Genomic DNA, 17,517 nt, shown 5'->3' with positions numbered 1-17,517 from the left:
ACAACCGAGGCTACAGCACGCCCGAGGTGATGTCGTTGTCGAGCAGCCACTGGCGCAGATCGGCGAACTCCTCAAGGCTCACATTGTGGTCGAGGCCGTGGTAGCTCTTGGTTTTGAGCCATGTGTGCTCCTCGAGCCATGCCGCAGTGGCAAACAGTTCGTATTTCGGCACGACACCGTCGTTCTTGCCGTAGGTGTAGAACACGGGGATGTCGTAGTCGGCGAGCCGGTCGTCGGCGGGCGCGGTGCCGGGCACTTGGCCGGGCGCGTTGAAGCCGGACAAGCTGATGACCGCGCGGTACCGTTCGGGATTGATGCGCAGCAGGTGCACGGCGACGAGGCCGCCTTGGGAAAAGCCAAGCGGCACGATGTCGCGGTCGGCGGGGATGTTCGCAGATACCCAGTCGTCGACCGCGCAGGCCGCGGCGTACGCATCGTAGTCACGATCCTCGCCTACGGGCATCGCCCCGTGCAGCCACGCATAGTTGCCGGGCTCGCCCGTCGCAGCCGTCCATCCGCCGGTGTGCCAAACCGTATGATTCGCGCGGGCTTGAGGCGATTGAGCTTTTGCGTCGGAGGACGTGCATGCCGAGCCCGCCGAGGCCTCCTCAGCTGGCGATTCCGCCGAGCTCGTATCCGCCGCAACCGCCGAGGCCTCCTCAGCCGCCGATTCCGCGCCACCGGCCTGTCGCGTAGACGTCGAACCGCTGTCGCCGCCGACCTCGCGTTCCTCCTGCGCCGGCGCCAAGGTCAGCGGCCCGCGCAGCGCGACGTAGTCGTTGTATGGCGCGATCAGCCGCATGATGTCCGCCATCTCCTGCTCGTTCGACCCCCAGCCGTGCAGCAACAGGAACAGCGGATGGGTCAGGTGCTGGCCGAATCCACCGCGCGCTGTGGCGGCATGGCTCACGGTCAGCGGGTCGCCATAATGGCCGGGGACTTCACCGGATTCGCCACCGACCAATGGAATGCGGGAGTTGGCTTCGTTGCTCATGTGTTTTATGGTAAATGGTCTCAATATGACTATGCCCGAATGTGACCATGATGTGTGTCACATTCGGGCAGTATGGGGCGAATCAGCTCCGCGACGCCTCAGCGAGGCGGTCTGTCGGCCACGCAGGCGTACCGATCAGATACCCTGCCAGGCAGGCTTGTGCGCGAAGGCGTAACGGTAGTAGTCCTTGTGGCGCAGGCGGCTGGCGGCTTCCTCATCGATGATGATGGTGGCGTGCGGGTGCAGCTGCAGCGCGGAGGCCGGGCAGAACGCGGACACGCCGCCCTCCACCGTCTCCTCGATGGCCTCGGCCTTGCCGGAACCGAACGCCAGCAGCACCAGATGACGGGCCTTGAGCACCGTGCCGATGCCCTGCGTGATGCAGTGGGTCGGCACCTGGTTGATGTCGTCGTCGAAGAAGCGGGCGTTGTCGATGCGCGTCTGCTCGGCCAGGGTCTTGACGCGCGTGCCGGAGGCGAGCGACGAGCCCGGCTCGTTGAAGCCGATGTGGCCGTCGGTGCCGATGCCGAGGATCTGTACGTCGATGCCGCCGGCGGCTTCGATCGCACGATCGTAGGCCGGGCCGGCCAGCGCGATCTTGTCGCCGTCCTCAAGCGGAGCGCCGTTGAGGATGTCACCGGGCACGTGCACCTTCTCCGGGTCGAGACCGAGCGGCTCCACCACCGTGCGGTGGATGGTGGAATGGTAGGACTGCGGGTGCTCGAGCGGCAGGCCGAGGTACTCGTCCAGCGCGAAGCCACGCACCTGCGATACGTCGATGGATTCGTCCTTGACGATCTTGGCGAGCGCCTGATAGGCGGCCAGCGGGCTGGAACCCGTGGCCAGGCCAAGCACCGCGTCCGGCTTGGCCTTGATGAGGTCCGCGACGGCACGGCCGTAGATCTGGCCGGCTTCTTCCTGGTTCTTGACAATGATGACTTCAGTCATAACTGTTCCTTAGATATCTCCATTGTTGTGGTGATGGTTACAGATGTTCGGCAATAAGCCCGATCAGGCGTTGCGCCAGGCGATGCCGCTGCCTTCGAGGTCGAAGGTCTCGGTGCTGCCGTCCGCCAGCGTGACCGTCGTGGTCTGCGGCTCCTCGGTGTTGTTGATCACGCAGTAGATGCCCCGTTCGGGGAAGTGCGCGACCTCGCATTCGGGGTTGGACGAGCTCCATGCCGCATACTTGTCCTCGTTGTGGGAGGCGTAGAACAGGATGCGTTCGAGCAGGCGCGCGTTCGCCGCCGAGTACGGAAGCCCGGACACGTACACGCCACGGCCCTTGCCGTATTCGTTGACGGCGAGCTGTACCTGGCCGTTGTCGGCGCGCAGCAGCGTCACGTCCTCGTTGATCGGGTAGGTGTTGGCCACCGGCTCGCCGAAGTCGATGCCGCCGAGCGGTGCTTTGCCCTGACCGCCGCCGCAGCCCGACAGCGGGATGCGGTAGCCGGCTTCCTCCCAAGCCTTGCGGGCTTCGGGATCGACATGCACGTCTTCGGTGATGAAGTGGTCCGGGGTGACCGGCGGGAAATACTTGTCGATGGACAGGGTCTGGAAGCGCTCCTCATCCACGCCGAGCACGTCCGCGAGCTGGAAGAAGCGTCCGGCCTGGAAGCGTGGCAGGGAGCTCGGCTCACCGACGCCCACGAAGGCGCCGCCGCCGCGCACCCAGGCGCGCAGGGTCTCGGTGAGCTTCGGATTGGCCCATACGTCGCCGCCGGTGAATGCGGTATCGACCGGACCGCCGTTGATGATCACGTCGATGTCCGGGTCCACGCCGTGCTCGAGCACATCGTCGAAGCTGATGAAGTGCACGTTGACGCGCATGCCGGAGAGGGATTCGAGGATGCCGTAGTACGAGTAGGTCTGCTTGTTCGGCAGCGCGTGGGCCACAGTGAAGGCCATCCAGGAGCGCATCTTGCCCCAGGAGTTGAGGATGGCCACGTTGAGCTCACCTTCGGCTGCCTTGCCATCAGTGCGGTCGTGAATGTCGCGGAATTCGTTGGCGATGTGCGTCACGGTGTCCACGAACTTCGGGAACTTGGCCGCGAGGGACAGGTAGCCGCCGTATCCCATGCGGGAGATCGGCGAGCGCAGGATGGCGCGGCGGGCCTTGCGCCAGTTGTCGAGGCCTTCGATGCTCGGGTCGTTGCCCTCGTAGAAGGTGTCCGGGAAGAAGTACGGCAGGAAGCGGCCTTCGGTGTACTTCACGCCGGGGATGTCCGCGATCATGCGGGTGGTGGTGCCGTCGCCGATGGAGCCGACCACAGCATCCAGGCCCAGATCGCCGAAGCCCTCCTTGTAGGGCTCGGTGCCGATCCACTGATCGCCGAGGAACATCATCGCTTCCTTGCCGGCCGCGTGGGACATGTCGGCGAGCTTCTTGACGTTCTCGCGCACGAAGCCGGAAAGGAAGTCGATCCAGTCGCGCTGCGCCTTGCGGGGCACGCGCCATGCGGAGTTGTAGGCACCGCCGTCCACGAAGTCCTCGGGGCGCAGACGGTAGCCGTACTGCTTCTCGAAATCGTCGAGCGCCTGCGGGGAGACCGTGCAGGAGCAACCGAACCAGTCCACCACCTTTTCGCGATGCTTCGGATCGAAGAGCAGGGTGAACTGGTAGAAGAACGTGGTGAAGCGCACCACATCCACCTGCGGGTTGTCCTTGAGCCACTGCTCGAAGGTGTCGAACACGAACTTGCGGGTGGCCGGATGGTAGATGTCAAACGGGATCTCGTGCTCCTTGTCACCCCAGTTGTTGGTGAGGTGGTTATACATCTCGACAGGATCCCAGATGATGTAGGCCATGAAGGAGACCGTGTACTCATGCATCGGGGTAACGCCCGTCACGTGCACGGTGTCGGCATCGGCGTCCAGCGTCCAGTGTTCGGGGGCGACCACATCTCCGGTGGTGCGGTCGACCACTTCCCAGTACTTGTGCGGGTCGGCGTCACGGTTGGGCGTCAGCTGTTCGGCGAAGAACCCGTCCATCAGCGGCACATCCACGGCATCGGATTCGGCCAGCACACGGTCGGTCAGCAGGTAGACCTGCGGCGTCTCGTCCATGTGCAGCGTGATCCACTCGTTGTGCGCGCGGGTCGGGAAGTATGCGCTGTAAATCTTCTTGCCAAGTGCCTGAACGGCTTCGTCCAGGTGTGTGCCGTCAGAGTTGCGGATGGCGTCGGCGCCCCACAGCTCAGCGAGCTCCTTGGTTTTCTCGGCGAAGTTCTCTTCGCTGGGAATCGTAAAACGCCCAGTGCTCATGAGCGCTCCTCTCTGTATTTCAGATAGGTTGTTAATATTGTTAACAAAATGAATTCTATCATGCGCTCCGGTCGTCCGGAAGCGTACGACAGCCGCGCGCCCCACTGCACTGGCGACGGCGAACAGCGCACGTCGGATTGACGTGGGACTCAGGGATACAGGCGATCAAACGCTAATATGCCTCGCCGTAAGTTCGTTGATTAATTCACTACCCCTCAGTCCCGCTTCGCCGGGCCAGCTCGTCCTGCAATTGTGGATGCGCTTCGCGCGCGGTTGACCGGCTCGCCTGTCGGCTCGCACGTTGCCTACAAACAGCTCCGCTGTCTGCTTCACGGCAACGGTCCCGCAATTTCGGACGCGCTGCGCGCGCATCCTGCTGGCTCGCCTGTCGGCTCGCACGTTGCCTACAAACAGCTCCGCTGTCTGCTTCACGGCAACGTCCCCGCAATTTCGGACGCGCTGCGCGCGCATCCTGCTGGCTCGCCTGTCGGCTCGCACGTTGCCTACAAACAGCTCCGCTGTTTGCTTCACGGCAACGTCCATCAGAGGGGGCCAGCACCACACGACAATTGTGAAACGGACCGCTAGGCAATCGCCGATCACTGACCAGCATCGGCGTTCGCACCGGAGCCGGCATCATCAGTAGCATCGGTATCAGCAGCGCCATCGTCGGCAGTGATGTTCTCGATATCTCCGCCCCACTGCTGCTGCAGCTTGGTGATGTTGTCGGCCTCGGCGAACACCATCCAACGCTTGCCGACCAGCAGTCGCCAATCGCCCTGAGCCTTCTCGTTATTCGAATACTGTGCCAGCAGCTCGGCGATCTTCACCTTGATCGGGGCCTTGCCCACTGCGGCCATCGTCTCGGACTCGAACGAAACGAACGCCATACGCGGCTCTGCGCACATCTGCACCGTGGAGACACCGGGCAAGCCACCGGTATCCATACCCTGCCAGCCGGCCGCGCACGTGCCGGCCGCCTGTTCGATGCCCTGTTCCATCTGCTGAGTACTCTCCACTGGGGCTTTGTCGTTATCCGGCAGAATCAAACCGTCCGGGAACAGTACGCCCACGGCCACACCGACCACCAGACACGCACAGGCCAGCACCATGCATACGATGCCGCCTCCGCCGACGCCTCCGTGCGTCGAGCTGCGCGGCATGGTGGCACGAGCACCGATCACGAACATCAGGGTGAGCCCTATGAGCACCGCGGCGGCGACCGCAATGTACCGGCCGGGCATATCGACGAGGAAAGGAATGGCATAGGGCGCGATTTCATGTGCGGCGGATGCCGCACCCGCCGCAACAGCAAGGAGACCCGTCACCAGCGCCAAACGCCGCAGCACCTTCGATGCAGGACTGTCTACTCTCAGTCGCGCCGCGCGTCTGCCTGAAAGGCGCGAACCTTGGCGACCGCCGCGCGCGCTCCGGGACCGGGGAGCGTCCTCATACTCCGCACCGTCGAAAAAGTCGTATTCCTCGTTGTTCTTCCCCATAAGAGTTCCCTCTCGTCCGGCTGATTGCCAGTATATCGCCGTAGGGCCGAGACGGTCGTCATCCCATGGGATGAACGCGAGACCGGCGGAAGGCGTTATAGACGATCCCCGTTTCGCAGCAGCGACGCAAATTCTCGAAAACAACCCAATGTTCGAGAATTACGTGCACTGACCGACTCCCAGCGACGCAAATTCTCGGGAGATGGGCAATTCTCGAGAATTTCGTGCACTGAGGGATCTCAGTGCGAGTATCCGCAACTGCAAGCATCGGCGACGCCCGCGCAAAAAAGAACCCCGGCGGGTTGGCGCCGGGGAGAGAAAGGAGAGAGAAGAAGAAAGGGGTTCAATTATCGGGAACTGCTGCTGTTCCTGATCAGCTTTCCGCTGACATTTCTTATATAACCACTGGTTTCTGTGTCTAATGCTGATGTTTTCTGGGAATAACCTGAGAATCTCGTATCCTGCGCGCACGCCCTCCCGCGACTACCGCATGCTGTGTTTCCGCACTGGGCGCTAAACTTGACCGCAGTATTGTCATTCAAGGAGTTTCTCTATGCTGCTGTCCGACCGCGATATCATCGCCGCACAGTCCGCTGGTCATATTTCGCTCGAACCGTGGACTCCCGAAATGGTGCAGCCCGCTTCCATCGATGTCAGGCTGGATCGGTATTTCCGCCTCTTCAATAACCATGCCTACACCTATGTCGACCCTGCCGAGAATCAGGGGGCGCTCACCGAACAGTTCGAGGTTGGCCCCGATGAGCCCTGGATTCTGCATCCCGGCGAGTTCGCATTGGGATCCACTTGGGAATATGTGAAGCTGGACCCGACTATAGCCGCCCGACTTGAGGGCAAGAGCTCGCTCGGACGTCTGGGCATCCTGACCCATTCGACCGCGGGTTTCATCGACCCTGGCTTCGAGGGACACATCACGCTTGAGCTGTCGAACGTCTCCACGCTGCCGGTCAAACTGTGGCCTGGCATGAAGATCGGCCAGATGTGCTTCTTCCAGTTGAGCTCGCCGGCCGAGCATCCGTACGGCTCTGCAGGTACCGGCTCACATTATCAGGGCCAGCGCGGCCCGACACCGAGCCGCTCATACGTGAACTTCTACCGAGCTCATATCGACGACTAATCCGTATACCGACCGGCCGCTGATGTGTGGAACATCGGCTCGACCGGTTGGCTGGCGCTTCGGCATCAATGCCGGAGCACTCATGTACGCCAAGGAGATGCAATGACCAACAGTGATGGCGGTTTTCAATTTGACTTCCAGCAGCATCAGGAACCAATCAAGCCGGTAGTGCCTCCCCTGCCGGGACAGGGAGCTTCTGCACAGCAGCAACCGCAGGGATCCGCTGCAAAGGATCCCGCTGATCAGGAGCCGACGGCATGGCCTTCCCTGCAGTGGCCCGATTATGGTGCCGCTGCAACAGGTGCCGCCGCGACCGGCACAGGCGTTGCAGGCAATGTACAGCCCACCCAGGCGATGCCGGCACCGACGTCTCCGGCACCATCCAATTATTCGAGCTCGGCCGATGCGCCGGCATGGGGCACGGTTCCGGTCGCCCGACCGGTACAATCCGCGCAACCCGCGCAGCCGACGCAGCCGGCACAGCAAGCGCAACCTCAGCCTCCGCTCTCCGAGGCGACACAGGCATTCCAGCCATTTCCCGCAACACCGCAGCCGACGCCCGCCCCGGCGCCTCCGACCCAGCCAATCGCAGAACCGGTCCAGCCAATCGCACAGCCGGCAGTCGAATCACAACCAATCGTCCCTGCCGCCGGACAACAACAGTACGTCTGGGATCAGGCCACGCAGAGTTTCCGCCCGGTAGCCCCCGTAGCCCCGGCCGAAGCGTCGGCTCAGCCAATCCAGCCGGCTCAGCAGTCGCCGTACGGCCAGCCCACGCAAGCGATGCCGTACACCCGCCGACACAACCGCTCCAACAGCCCGTGAGCTCTGAAGCCAGTGAAGAAGCCACGCAGCTGTTCCAGCCGACTCAGCCACCGACGGTTGTCTCAACGCCGAATGCGGCGCTTCCTCCACTGGGGAGCCCGACAGCGCCTTCTCAGGATCAGGCCACGCAGGCGTACTCGCCGCTGGCCCAGCCTCCGGCCATACCGCTGGCCACCGAATCGGCCGCAAACGCGGCGAACGGCGAGATTCCCGCCGACGAAGAGGCGACACAGGTGTTCCAACCGGTGACCAATCCGCCCGCCCGTCTCGCCGGCACGGAAGAGCCGGCGCAGCCGCTCCCGCCTGCCATCTCCCCATTCGAGCAGTTCGAAGATGAGGATGATGCCGACTCCGGCGACGGTAATGGCCGAGGGCAGCATAACGGCGGCGCCGACAAGAAGGATACGCGCAAGATCGCGATCACCGCGGCAATCGTGGTGGCAGTAGTCGCATTGATCGGCGGCGGCCTGTTCCTGTGGCGATCCAACAGCAGCAAGGTCAGTCAGACAGCCGCGCTGACCGAATGCAAGGTGGTCGCCAAGCAGTACGACGCAGCCAAGAAGAAGCTGGAAAGCGCCGTGACCAAGGGGCAGAGCACCTCTCAAACAGCCAAAGGCAAGGTGGCTGACAGCACGACCATCGATACGCTGAACGCCGCCGTGGAGAAGGGGCAGAACCCCGCAGACACTGCCAGCTGCGATTCCAACCTGTCCGCAGACCAGCTCAAGCAGCAGGTCAAGGACATGCAGGGGAACGTCGACACGGTGACCGACCAGACGGATGCCATCAACAGCGCCATCAAAGCCGTGACCGCCTCGCAAAAGACAGCTGACGTCGATGCCAAGAAGAGCAAGCTCAGCTCGGCTGTTTCCCAGGCACAGGCCACGTTGACCGGTTCCGCCGGCAACGTCGCGGATGAGAATACCCGCACCGCCCTGCAGACGGCGATCACCACCGCGAACAACGTGATGAACAGCTCGAATCCGTCCGACGCCGATATCGACAATGCCATCTCCGCCTTGCAGAAGGCGGAATCCGATGTGAACGCCTCGATGCAGGCCAAGCAGAAGGCAGATGCAGAAGCCAAGGCCAAGGCGGACGAAGAAGCGAAGAAGCAGGCCGAGGAAGAAGCCCAACAGCAACAACAACAGCAACAACAGAATGGCAACGACCAGTCCAACGGAGGCGATCAGTCCACGGACGGCGGCGACAGTTCCACTTCCGGATCGACCAACTGAACTGAGCTCTCGACCATTGAGCCGTAGTAACGGCCGGCCGCCCCCTCATTAGGGGGCGGCCGGCCGTTCTTGCTTCCAGCTATTACTTCCTGGCCATGGCGCGCAGCACGGCCTTGCGCAGCTCGGAAGCCACCAGCACGATGGCCGCCAATCCGATGCATTCCAGCCATGCCAATGCGCTCAGAGGCGTGGTGCCGAACGCCGAGTTCAGGAACGGCACGTAAATCACCACAAGCTGCAACACGATCGAAAGCCCGATCGCGCCCCACAGCCACTTGTTGGAGAAGAGACCGACGAACGCGGACTGCAGGTGGGAGCGGGAGGCGAGCGCGTTGAACAGCTGGGCGAACACGAGGATCGTGAAGCCCATCGTGCGCGCCTCGACCATCTGCGCCTCATGGCCGACGGCCTCCACCGAACGGTCGGTGAACAGGCCTCCGGACAGATGCATGTCCATGCCAATCAGCGTAACGATGGCCATGATGATGCCGATGTAGACAATGTCGCCCCACATCGAGGCGTCGATCACGCGGTCAGTGACGCGGCGGGGCTTGCGACCCATCACGTCATCGGTCTGCGGGTCGACGCCCATCGCGAGCGCGGGCGCGGCATCGGTCAAGAGGTTGATCCACAGCAGCTGCGTGGCGAGCAGCGGCACGGTGACGCCCACGGTCTCCGGCTGGCGGATGCCGAGGAAGCCGGCCAACACCACGCCGAGGAACACGGTGAACACCTCGCCCACGTTCGAGCTCAGCAGGTAGCGCAGGAACTTGCGGATGTTGTCGAAGATCACGCGGCCTTCGCGCACGGCGGCCACGATGGTGGAGAAGTTGTCGTCCGCGAGGATCATCTTGGCGCTCTGCTTGGTGACCTCGGTGCCGGTGATGCCCATGGCCACGCCGATGTCCGCAGACTTGACGGCGGGGGCGTCGTTGACGCCGTCGCCGGTCATGGCCACGATGTTGCCTTGGCGTTGCAGGGATTCGACGATCTTCAATTTATGTTCGGGTGCCACTCGCGCGTATACGGAGACGTCTGCGGTGGCCTTGTCGAGTTCGGCCTCGCTGCCCAGCTGGTCGAGCTGGTCGCCGGTCAGCGCTTTGCCGTCCTTGGCGATGATGCCCAAGTCGGAGGCGATGCGGGCCGCGGTGAGCGGATGGTCGCCGGTGATCATCACCGTGCGGATGCCGGCGCGATGCGCCTCGGCCACGGAATCGCGGACTTCGGTGCGCGGCGGGTCGATGATGCCGACCATGCCATTCCAGATCAGGTCGGTTTCGATGGCGTCGGCCTGGTCGGCGATGTCCGCCACCTGGCCGGCCGCGTTCACCGTGACACCGGGCACATCGGCAAGGCTGCTGGTCTCCAGCGGACGGCAGGCTTCGCCCAACGTGCGGTAAGCCTCGGAGGAGAGCCGTTCGACAGTGGCGAGGATCGACTGGCGGTCGCCTTCGGTGAGTTTGCGCACCTGGCTGCCCACGCGGATGCGGGAGCAGTAGCTCAAAAGCACGTCGGGCGCGCCCTTGGCGAACACGGTGAGCTTGCCGGAGTCGGTGTCGTCCTTGGCGATGATGGACATGCGCTTGCGTTCGGAGGTGAACGGAATCTCGCCCACGCGCGTGAAGCGCTTCGCCTTGTGGTCCGCCTTGACCTTGCGGGCGGCCACGATCAGCGAGACTTCAGTCGGGTCGCCCACGGTCTCCCAACGTCCGTTGGCATCCTGGCGCAGCTCGCCATCGTTCGCCAGCGTGCCGGCGAGCAGCGTGGCCACTACCTCATCGGCCACGACCCGAGCCTGCTCGCTGTCCGAGCCGGAGCCATCGGCCATAACCATGCGACCCTCGGGCGAGTAGCCGGTGCCGGTGATCTGCACCTCGCCGGACGGCGTCACCACACGCTCCACCGTCATCTCGTTGCGGGTCAGCGTGCCGGTCTTATCCGAGCAGATCACGGATGCGGAGCCCAGCGTCTCCACCGAATGCAGTTTCTTGACGATAGCGTTGTGCGCGGCCATGCGCTGCACTCCGAGCGCGAGCACCACGGTCAGAATCGCGGCCAGGCCTTCCGGCACGGCGGCCACGGCCAGCGAGACGGCGAGCAGCAGGGAGTCGATCACGTCATGGATATCGTGGAATCCTTCCAGCACGGCGAGCGCCACCAGCACCACGACGGCGATGATGCACACCGCGATGCCCAGGATCTTGGAGACGTAGTCCATCTCCTTCTGCAGCGGGGTCTTCTCGTCTTCCGTGGCGGAGAGCATGTCGGCGATCTTGCCGACCTGCGTGTTCATGCCGGTTCCGGTCACGATGGCGCGACCCGTGCCCTGCGTGACGGACGTGCCGTTGAACACCATGTTGGCTCGGTCGCCCAAAGCCTTGGCTGCGGCCAGTGTGTCCGGCTTTTTGCCGACCGGCACGGATTCGCCGGTCAGGCTCGCTTCGGCGATGCGCAGGCTCGCCGCGTTCACCAGGCGGCCGTCGGCGGACACGGAGTCGCCCTCGGCAAGCACGATGATGTCGCCGGGCACCACGTCGACGGTGTTGATGCGCTGCACCTTGCCGCCGCGCATCACCGAGGTCTGAGGCGCGGTCATTTGGGCGAGCGCCTCCACCGCGGCCTCGGCCTTGGCCTCCTGGATGTAGCCGAGCACGGCGTTGACGATCAGAATCAGCACGATGACCAGCGCATCGAACGGGAGCGCCTCTCCCCCTTCGGCACCGGGTACGGCGTTAGCTTTCTCGATGAACCAGGCAATCACCGAAATCACAGTGGCGGCAAGCAGCAGGTACACCAGCGGATCCTGGAACTGGGCCAGGAACTTCTTCCATTTCGGTACGGGCGGAGCGCTGGCGAGTTCGTTCGGGCCGAATTTGGCCAGTCGGCGGCTGGCTTCCTCTTCGCTCAGGCCCTGTTTCGGGTCGACATTCAGGGCTTTGGCCACATCCTCGGCACTGGTCAGGCTGGGATCGGCGTCGCCGAGCAGGGCCTGCTGGGCGCGCACTTCTTCTGATTCCGCGATCTCGTTCGTTGCGGTCGCGGATAGTGTGGACTGATCTGTAAGGCGATCATCCATGATGTTCTCCTTGGTATAGCCGCGGAGTAATCAGTTCTGCGAGCGCACCGGGTTATCTCCCCCGATCATCGCAGGACTGCGCGGTTATGGACATCGACGCAACTGCTGCCGATGCATACGGTTGCTATTATTCCATAACCGATAGGTGCGCTTGGCGTACAGCGTAATGGTGTTTTGCCTAGTGGGCAGGATCGTAAAAATTGAAGGATTAAGCTTTTTCTCTCCCCCAGTCAGCTTCGCTGACAGCCCGTCCTGCAATCAGGGACGCGCTGCGCGCGGCATCCAACTGGTTCGCCTGCCGGCTCACACGCTGCCTACAAACAGCTCCGCTGTTTGCTTCACGGCAACGTCCCATCAGAGGGGGCCAGCACCACACAACAAATATCGGAACGGACCACTAGAACAGTCGCCGCAACCAGGCTTCGGCCAGTTCGGGCCAGCATTGCACGGCCGGCACGATGTGTTCTGCACTGCCGTGGTAGGCGGTCTCCTCATTGGCCAGGGAAAGCCCGTGACGTCCTTCGGGGAACAGGTGCGCCTCGACGCTCACGTCGGCGGCCCGGCAGGCCGCGATGAGCATCAGCGTGTTCTCCACGGGCACGGTGGCGTCGTTCATCGTGTGCCAGACGAACACAGGCGGCGTCTTGGCGTCAATATGCTTCTCGATGGACAGCTTGTCGCGCAGCGCCTGATCATGGTCGTGCGCGCCCAGCAAGTACTGGAAGCTACCGCGATGCGCGTATTCGCCGGACGTGATTACCGGATAGGCGAGCATCAGCGCATTCGGGCGCACCTCGTCCGGATCGTATCCGTGTTCGTGCAGATCGTCATCGCCGGCCGTAGTGGCGAGGTTCGCCGCCAGATGCCCGCCTGCGGAGAAGCCCATCACGGCGATTCGTTCGGGGTCGGCGTGCCATGCTTCCGCGTTCGTACGAATCAACCGCATGGCCTCGGCCGATTCGACCAGCGCCACCGGGTAATGGCTGCGCCGCACCGAATACCGCAGCACGAACACGTTGAAGCCTTTGGCCAGAAAACGCAGGGCCACCGGCTCAGCCTCGCGGTCGGAGGTCATGACATATCCGCCGCCGGGGAGAATCAGGATTGACGCGCGGACTCGGCCCGGCTGGAGATCCGGGCTGTCGTCCGGCACATAGCCCACGAACTGCGCCTCGCTGCCGTCGATGCCGATGATGGTCTTCTGGATGTACTGCATTGCACCCCCTGCAAGTCGTACGCCAAAGTGCTCACGCGATTGGTGCCCGCGTGTTCAGGAACCATGATAAATGCGCGATGGTACGGAGACGGAGCGGCATGATGCCTTTCGCCGCGCATGTGACATGTGTATCGCTTTGCCGCAAGCATCCACCGGCGGCAGTGGGTCGTCAGTCCGGATCCGCGGCTGTGGTGGCAGCATCGCGCAGGCTGGCGGCCATGGCGCGGTCGCGCGCGGTTTTGGTCAGGCGCAGGCCGATGGTCACTGCAATCAAAACGATGGTGCAGGCGATCCACAATACGCGCCCGCCGAAGCGGCTGATCATCCAGCCTCCGGCCAGCGGGGCCAGCGCGATCGAGAGCGACCACAGCACGTTGTACATACCCTGATAGGTGCCGCGCGCATCAGCCGGAGCCAGTGCGGCAACCGTAGTGGTGGCGATGGGGAAGGTGCCCAGCTCTCCCAGCGTCCACAACATGACGGCGAGCGCGAAACCCGCCCACGAGTCGGCCACGGTCTGCACGGCGTACCCGATTACGGTCACGGCGAGGCCGGCGATCAGCACACGGGAGTTGCCCATGCGCGCGAACAGCTTCATCGCCGGGACTTGCAGCAGACACAGCATACCGCCGTTGATCGTGAGCAATACCGAATAGTCGCCAAGGTCAAGACCAAGGTCGGTCATGGCGATTGGCAGACCTGACGTGCTCTGGAAATAGACGAGGAAGTATCCGAACATCAGTACCGAGAACATGAGGAAAGGCACGTCGGTCATGGCGCGACGCCAGTTGCGCAGCATGGAGGCTTTGGCGTCGGCCCGGGCGGTGGCGGCCGGTGCTGCGCCGGCATCACCGTCCAGAGCAGCATCATCGGTCAGAGCAGCATCATCGACCAGGGCAGCGGCAACGGTCGCGGAGTCCCCAGTAGCGCGTCCTGAGCCATCCCACGGTTTCGGCACAGCGATTCCCAGATGCCTGACCTCGCGGAAGAAGGCAATAAGCAGCACAGTGACGCCTACCATCACGGCCGCCTCGACATAGAACATCAGCGAATACGACACCTTGACCAATTGATTGGCCACAATCGGACCAATCGCATACCCACAGTTGATGGCCCACGACTGCAGCACATACGCGCGCTGTTGACGTTCGGCGGGCACCACATCGGCGATGTAGGCGGCGATTGCCGGGCTCGGCAGCGAAGCGAACGCGCCATACACGAACAACGCCGCGCCCAACGACACCGGCTCGACCAGCACCGACACCACCAGCAAGGCTGCCGCCGCGCCGATCTCACCGATGATGATCATGGACTGGCGTCCGAAGCGGTCGGACAGCATGCCGCCGAACAGGCAGCCGATGATCGCGCCGAAGCCGTACATGGCCACCACGGCACCGACCACGCCTTCATCGATATGCAGCGCGGACACCAGATATATGGAGAGGAATGACGTGACGAAGCGCCCCATCCACAGGATCAGAATCGCCAGCCAAAGCCCCCAGTACAGCGGGGACAGTCCAAATATCTCGCGTTGCTTCTTCGCCTCTTGTCTCACCTCTGATACTGTACTCGCGATGCATGCGCGCCGGGCTCGGGCAGTCATTTGGCGCGGGGTGCTGGGACAATGTCACCTATGGCTATGAAAAAGGGACCGACCAAGGGGTCGGGTGGAAAGCATCGTAATAAGTTGAAGGGCTATGGCCCCACGCCGAAGGCCGAGGACCGCGTGTATCACAAGGCGTATAAGGCCAAGCAAATCGCCGAGCGTCGTATGCGCTCCGACCCGCGTCTGGCGGCCCGCCGTCGCGTGGACAAGTTCGCGTCGGCCGACACTTCCGACCTGGTGTTCGGCCGCAATTCCGTGCTGGAGGCGCTGCGCGTGGGCGTGCCGAGCTCCACGCTGTACATCATGTCGCGCATCGAGCACGATGACCGCACGCGCGAAATCGTGAAGATCGCAGGCATGAACGGTCTGCACATGCTGGAGGCCGACCGTCTGGAGATGGATCGCATCGCCCGCTCGGGCAACCATCAGGGCGTGATTCTGAAGGTGAATCCGTACCAGTACTCCTCGTTGCATGAGCTGGTGGAGCGTGCCGAGAAGAAGGCGAAGGCCATGGAGGCCGTGAATTCCGCGGCCATGCGGATCGCTTCGCGTCCGCTGTTCATCGCTTTGGATGGCGTGACCGATCCGCAGAACCTCGGTGCAGTGATCCGTTCGGCCGCCGCATTCGGCGCGAACGGTGTGATCCTGCCGGAGCGCCGCTCCGCATCGGTGAACGCCGCGGCATGGAAGGTGTCCGCAGGCGCGGCCGCGCATATGCCGGTGGCCCGCGTGGTGAACCTGAACAAGGCCATCGAAGGGCTGAAGGAACGCGGCTATTACGTGGTTGGCCTGGACGGCGGTGGCGACAAACTCGTCGGTGAAACCGGTTTTGAGGCCGATCCGCTTGTGGTGGTGCTTGGCTCCGAGGGCAGCGGCCTGAGCCGTCTGGTCCGTGAGGCTTGCGACGCCATCGCCGGCATTCCGATCAGCTCAACGGTGGAGTCGCTGAACGCCTCGGTGGCTGCCGGCATCAGCCTGTACGCCGTGGCACACGCCCGCCGCGAAGCCGCGAAGTAATCGCAACCGCAATTATGCACCGCTTATAGTGAAGCCCCTCAATGCGAGGGGCTTCATGCTTAATGGCTCCAGCAATTTCGGACTTGCCTACGGCAAGCCCAACCCACCCTCACTCGGCTACCGCCTCGCTCGGGGCTCGCCTACGGGCAACCCACTGGGTTGCCCGCTTAACGGCTCGCCCATACAGCCGCGTCGGGGTCGTCATCGGGGTTGTAGCCGTCGTCGGCGTTGTAGGTGTATTCGTCGTCAATCACACCGGCATCGGCTTCGGCGTTGAGCTCGTCAAGGGCCTTCTTGTCGAGCTTGTAGTTCGGCAGGACGTTGTCGATGTAACTGGTCACGGCCTCACCCATCGGCACATCATGGCCGGCCTTCTCGGCGAGGAACCAACGGTGGTCGAGCACCTCATGGAAGAACTGCGCCGGCTCGATCTGCGTCCGATATTCCGGCGGAATCATGCGCACGGTCGGCTCGTACACCTCGCGCATCCAATCGGTGGCCACGATCTCGAGGTCCTCGCCGTCGCGCCACGTGGACGCGCGGTAGGCGTCAAGGTCATTGAGCAGGCGACGGGCCTGATTCTCCTGCACATCCAGACCGGTCAGACGCAGCAGCTTGCGGTTGGCATATCCTGCATCCACCACGCGCGGACGCACCAGCACGCGCTTGCCATCCTCAGCGGTCTTCATCTCAAGCTCGTCCACGTCGAAGCCCAGCTCGTTGAGCTTGTTGACACGCTGCTCGATCTTCCACATCTCGTCCGGCCCGAACTTATCGGTGTCGGTGAGCGCGCTCCACAGCGAATGGTACCGATCGACCAGACGGTTGCCAACCTCGATCTCGTCCACATCGCTCGGCAGCAGACGTCCGGAGGCAAGGTCCATCAGTTCGCCGATGATGTTCGTGCGGGCCAGATCGATATCGTATTCACGCTGGCCATCGGTGAGCTGCACCTGCAGGTCACCGGTCTCGGCATCCACGAGGAATGCGGAGAATGCGTCGGCATCACGCAGAAACAGTACGTTCGAGAGGGACACGTCGCCCCAATAGAAACCGGCCAGGTGCAGTCGCACCAACAGCACCGCAAGAGCATCGATCAGTCGCTCCGCAGTATCATGCTGCAGATTGCGCGCGAACAGCGCACGGTACGGCAGCGAGAATCGCAGATGTCGGGTCACCAGAATGGCCTCCAGCGGCTCGCCGTTCTTGTCATGGCGGCCGGTCACCACGGCGATCGGGGTCACGGTGGGCAGCTCGAGCTTCTGCAACCGGCGAAGAATCTCGTATTCCCGCTCGGCGACCTGACGGGTGATCTCCTTCATGGCGTAGACTTCGTCGCCCACGTGCACGAAACGCACAACGTGGCGGGAGATGCCTCGCGGCAGGTTGGCGAGCAGCTCCTCGGGCCATGTGGCCAACGGCTTATGCCAGGGCAGCGTGAACATCTTCGGGTTCGAGCTGGCGGCGGTGATCTTCAATGCCTGCGGTTCCACTGAATTGGCATGTTCGTCTTCGGCTTGACAGACGTGGCCTTCAGTGCGCGCGGATCCATCTGGGGCAATGCATTCAACTCCATGCGTTCGATTTTACGTGTGCTGCAGGATGTAGGCCATGCAATGACACCCCATGCCGGCAAGTTCGGCATAA

At 63.1% G+C, this 17,517-nt stretch carries 11 protein-coding genes and 1 pseudogene; 4 read left to right on the top strand and 8 right to left on the bottom strand.

Annotation, left to right across the window (positions count from 1 at the left end):
- Positions 1-10: 10 nt before the first annotated feature.
- The 4 genes from BREU_RS12490 to BREU_RS10680 form a co-directional block, all read right to left on the bottom strand.
- Positions 11-802 carry an alpha/beta hydrolase gene (locus tag BREU_RS12490; RefSeq protein ID WP_269147456.1) on the bottom strand — a complete coding sequence of 264 codons (792 nt, stop codon included), beginning with the start codon at positions 800-802 and terminating at the stop codon, positions 11-13.
- A gap of 327 nt (positions 803-1,129) precedes the next feature.
- Positions 1,130-1,942 carry a glucosamine-6-phosphate deaminase gene (gene nagB / locus BREU_RS10695; RefSeq protein ID WP_044090286.1) on the bottom strand — a complete coding sequence of 271 codons (813 nt, stop codon included), beginning with the start codon at positions 1,940-1,942 and terminating at the stop codon, positions 1,130-1,132.
- A gap of 63 nt (positions 1,943-2,005) precedes the next feature.
- Positions 2,006-4,258, bottom strand: coding sequence for a 1,3-beta-galactosyl-N-acetylhexosamine phosphorylase (gnpA, locus tag BREU_RS10690; RefSeq protein ID WP_044090287.1), 2,253 nt, complete (start codon positions 4,256-4,258; stop codon positions 2,006-2,008).
- A 599-nt stretch (positions 4,259-4,857) separates the two neighbouring features.
- On the bottom strand, positions 4,858-5,757 hold the full coding sequence (locus BREU_RS10680; RefSeq protein ID WP_044090289.1) for a hypothetical protein: 900 nt from the start codon (positions 5,755-5,757) through the stop codon (positions 4,858-4,860).
- Positions 5,758-6,310: 553 nt separating this feature from the next.
- Here BREU_RS10680 and dcd point away from each other — a divergent pair.
- The 3 genes from dcd (at position 6,311) to BREU_RS12045 (ending at position 8,955) form a co-directional block, all read left to right on the top strand.
- On the top strand, positions 6,311-6,892 hold the full coding sequence (gene dcd / locus BREU_RS10675) for a dCTP deaminase (protein ID WP_044090290.1): 582 nt from the start codon (positions 6,311-6,313) through the stop codon (positions 6,890-6,892).
- 102 nt (positions 6,893-6,994) lie between these two features.
- Entirely contained in the window at positions 6,995-7,717 is a 723-nt protein-coding gene (locus BREU_RS12485; protein ID WP_044095983.1) for a hypothetical protein, read from the top strand.
- Positions 7,714-8,955, top strand: a complete 1,242-nt coding sequence (locus BREU_RS12045) for an FIVAR domain-containing protein (protein ID WP_238567080.1) — start codon at positions 7,714-7,716, stop codon at positions 8,953-8,955. Before BREU_RS12485 ends, BREU_RS12045 begins: the two co-directional genes overlap by 4 nt.
- Before the next feature lie 82 nt (positions 8,956-9,037).
- On the opposite strand, the gene BREU_RS10660 is transcribed toward BREU_RS12045, so the two are convergent.
- The 3 genes from BREU_RS10660 to BREU_RS10650 form a co-directional block, all read right to left on the bottom strand.
- The gene (locus BREU_RS10660) at positions 9,038-12,031 is read right to left on the bottom strand and encodes a cation-translocating P-type ATPase (protein ID WP_044090292.1); all 2,994 of its coding nucleotides are present in this window, start codon (positions 12,029-12,031) and stop codon (positions 9,038-9,040) included.
- A 397-nt stretch (positions 12,032-12,428) separates the two neighbouring features.
- The gene (locus BREU_RS10655) at positions 12,429-13,247 is read right to left on the bottom strand and encodes an alpha/beta hydrolase (RefSeq protein ID WP_044090293.1); all 819 of its coding nucleotides are present in this window, start codon (positions 13,245-13,247) and stop codon (positions 12,429-12,431) included.
- A 169-nt stretch (positions 13,248-13,416) separates the two neighbouring features.
- Positions 13,417-14,715, bottom strand: a complete 1,299-nt coding sequence (locus BREU_RS10650; RefSeq protein ID WP_238567082.1) for an MFS transporter — start codon at positions 14,713-14,715, stop codon at positions 13,417-13,419.
- Between the two features lie 165 nt (positions 14,716-14,880).
- Here BREU_RS10650 and rlmB point away from each other — a divergent pair, with 165 nt between their 5' ends.
- Complete coding sequence (rlmB, locus tag BREU_RS10645) at positions 14,881-15,870, top strand: 23S rRNA (guanosine(2251)-2'-O)-methyltransferase RlmB (protein ID WP_044090295.1); 990 nt, start codon at positions 14,881-14,883, stop codon at positions 15,868-15,870.
- A 167-nt stretch (positions 15,871-16,037) separates the two neighbouring features.
- On the opposite strand, the pseudogene BREU_RS10640 reads toward rlmB, so the two are convergent.
- Positions 16,038-17,446 (bottom strand): annotated as a pseudogene (locus BREU_RS10640) (DUF4032 domain-containing protein).
- Positions 17,447-17,517 lie beyond the last annotated feature (71 nt).

The organism is Bifidobacterium reuteri DSM 23975, from assembly GCF_000741695.1.
GTDB classification, from domain to species: Bacteria; Actinomycetota; Actinomycetes; order Actinomycetales; family Bifidobacteriaceae; genus Bifidobacterium; species Bifidobacterium reuteri.
This window is presented reverse-complemented; position numbering and strand designations above follow the sequence as displayed.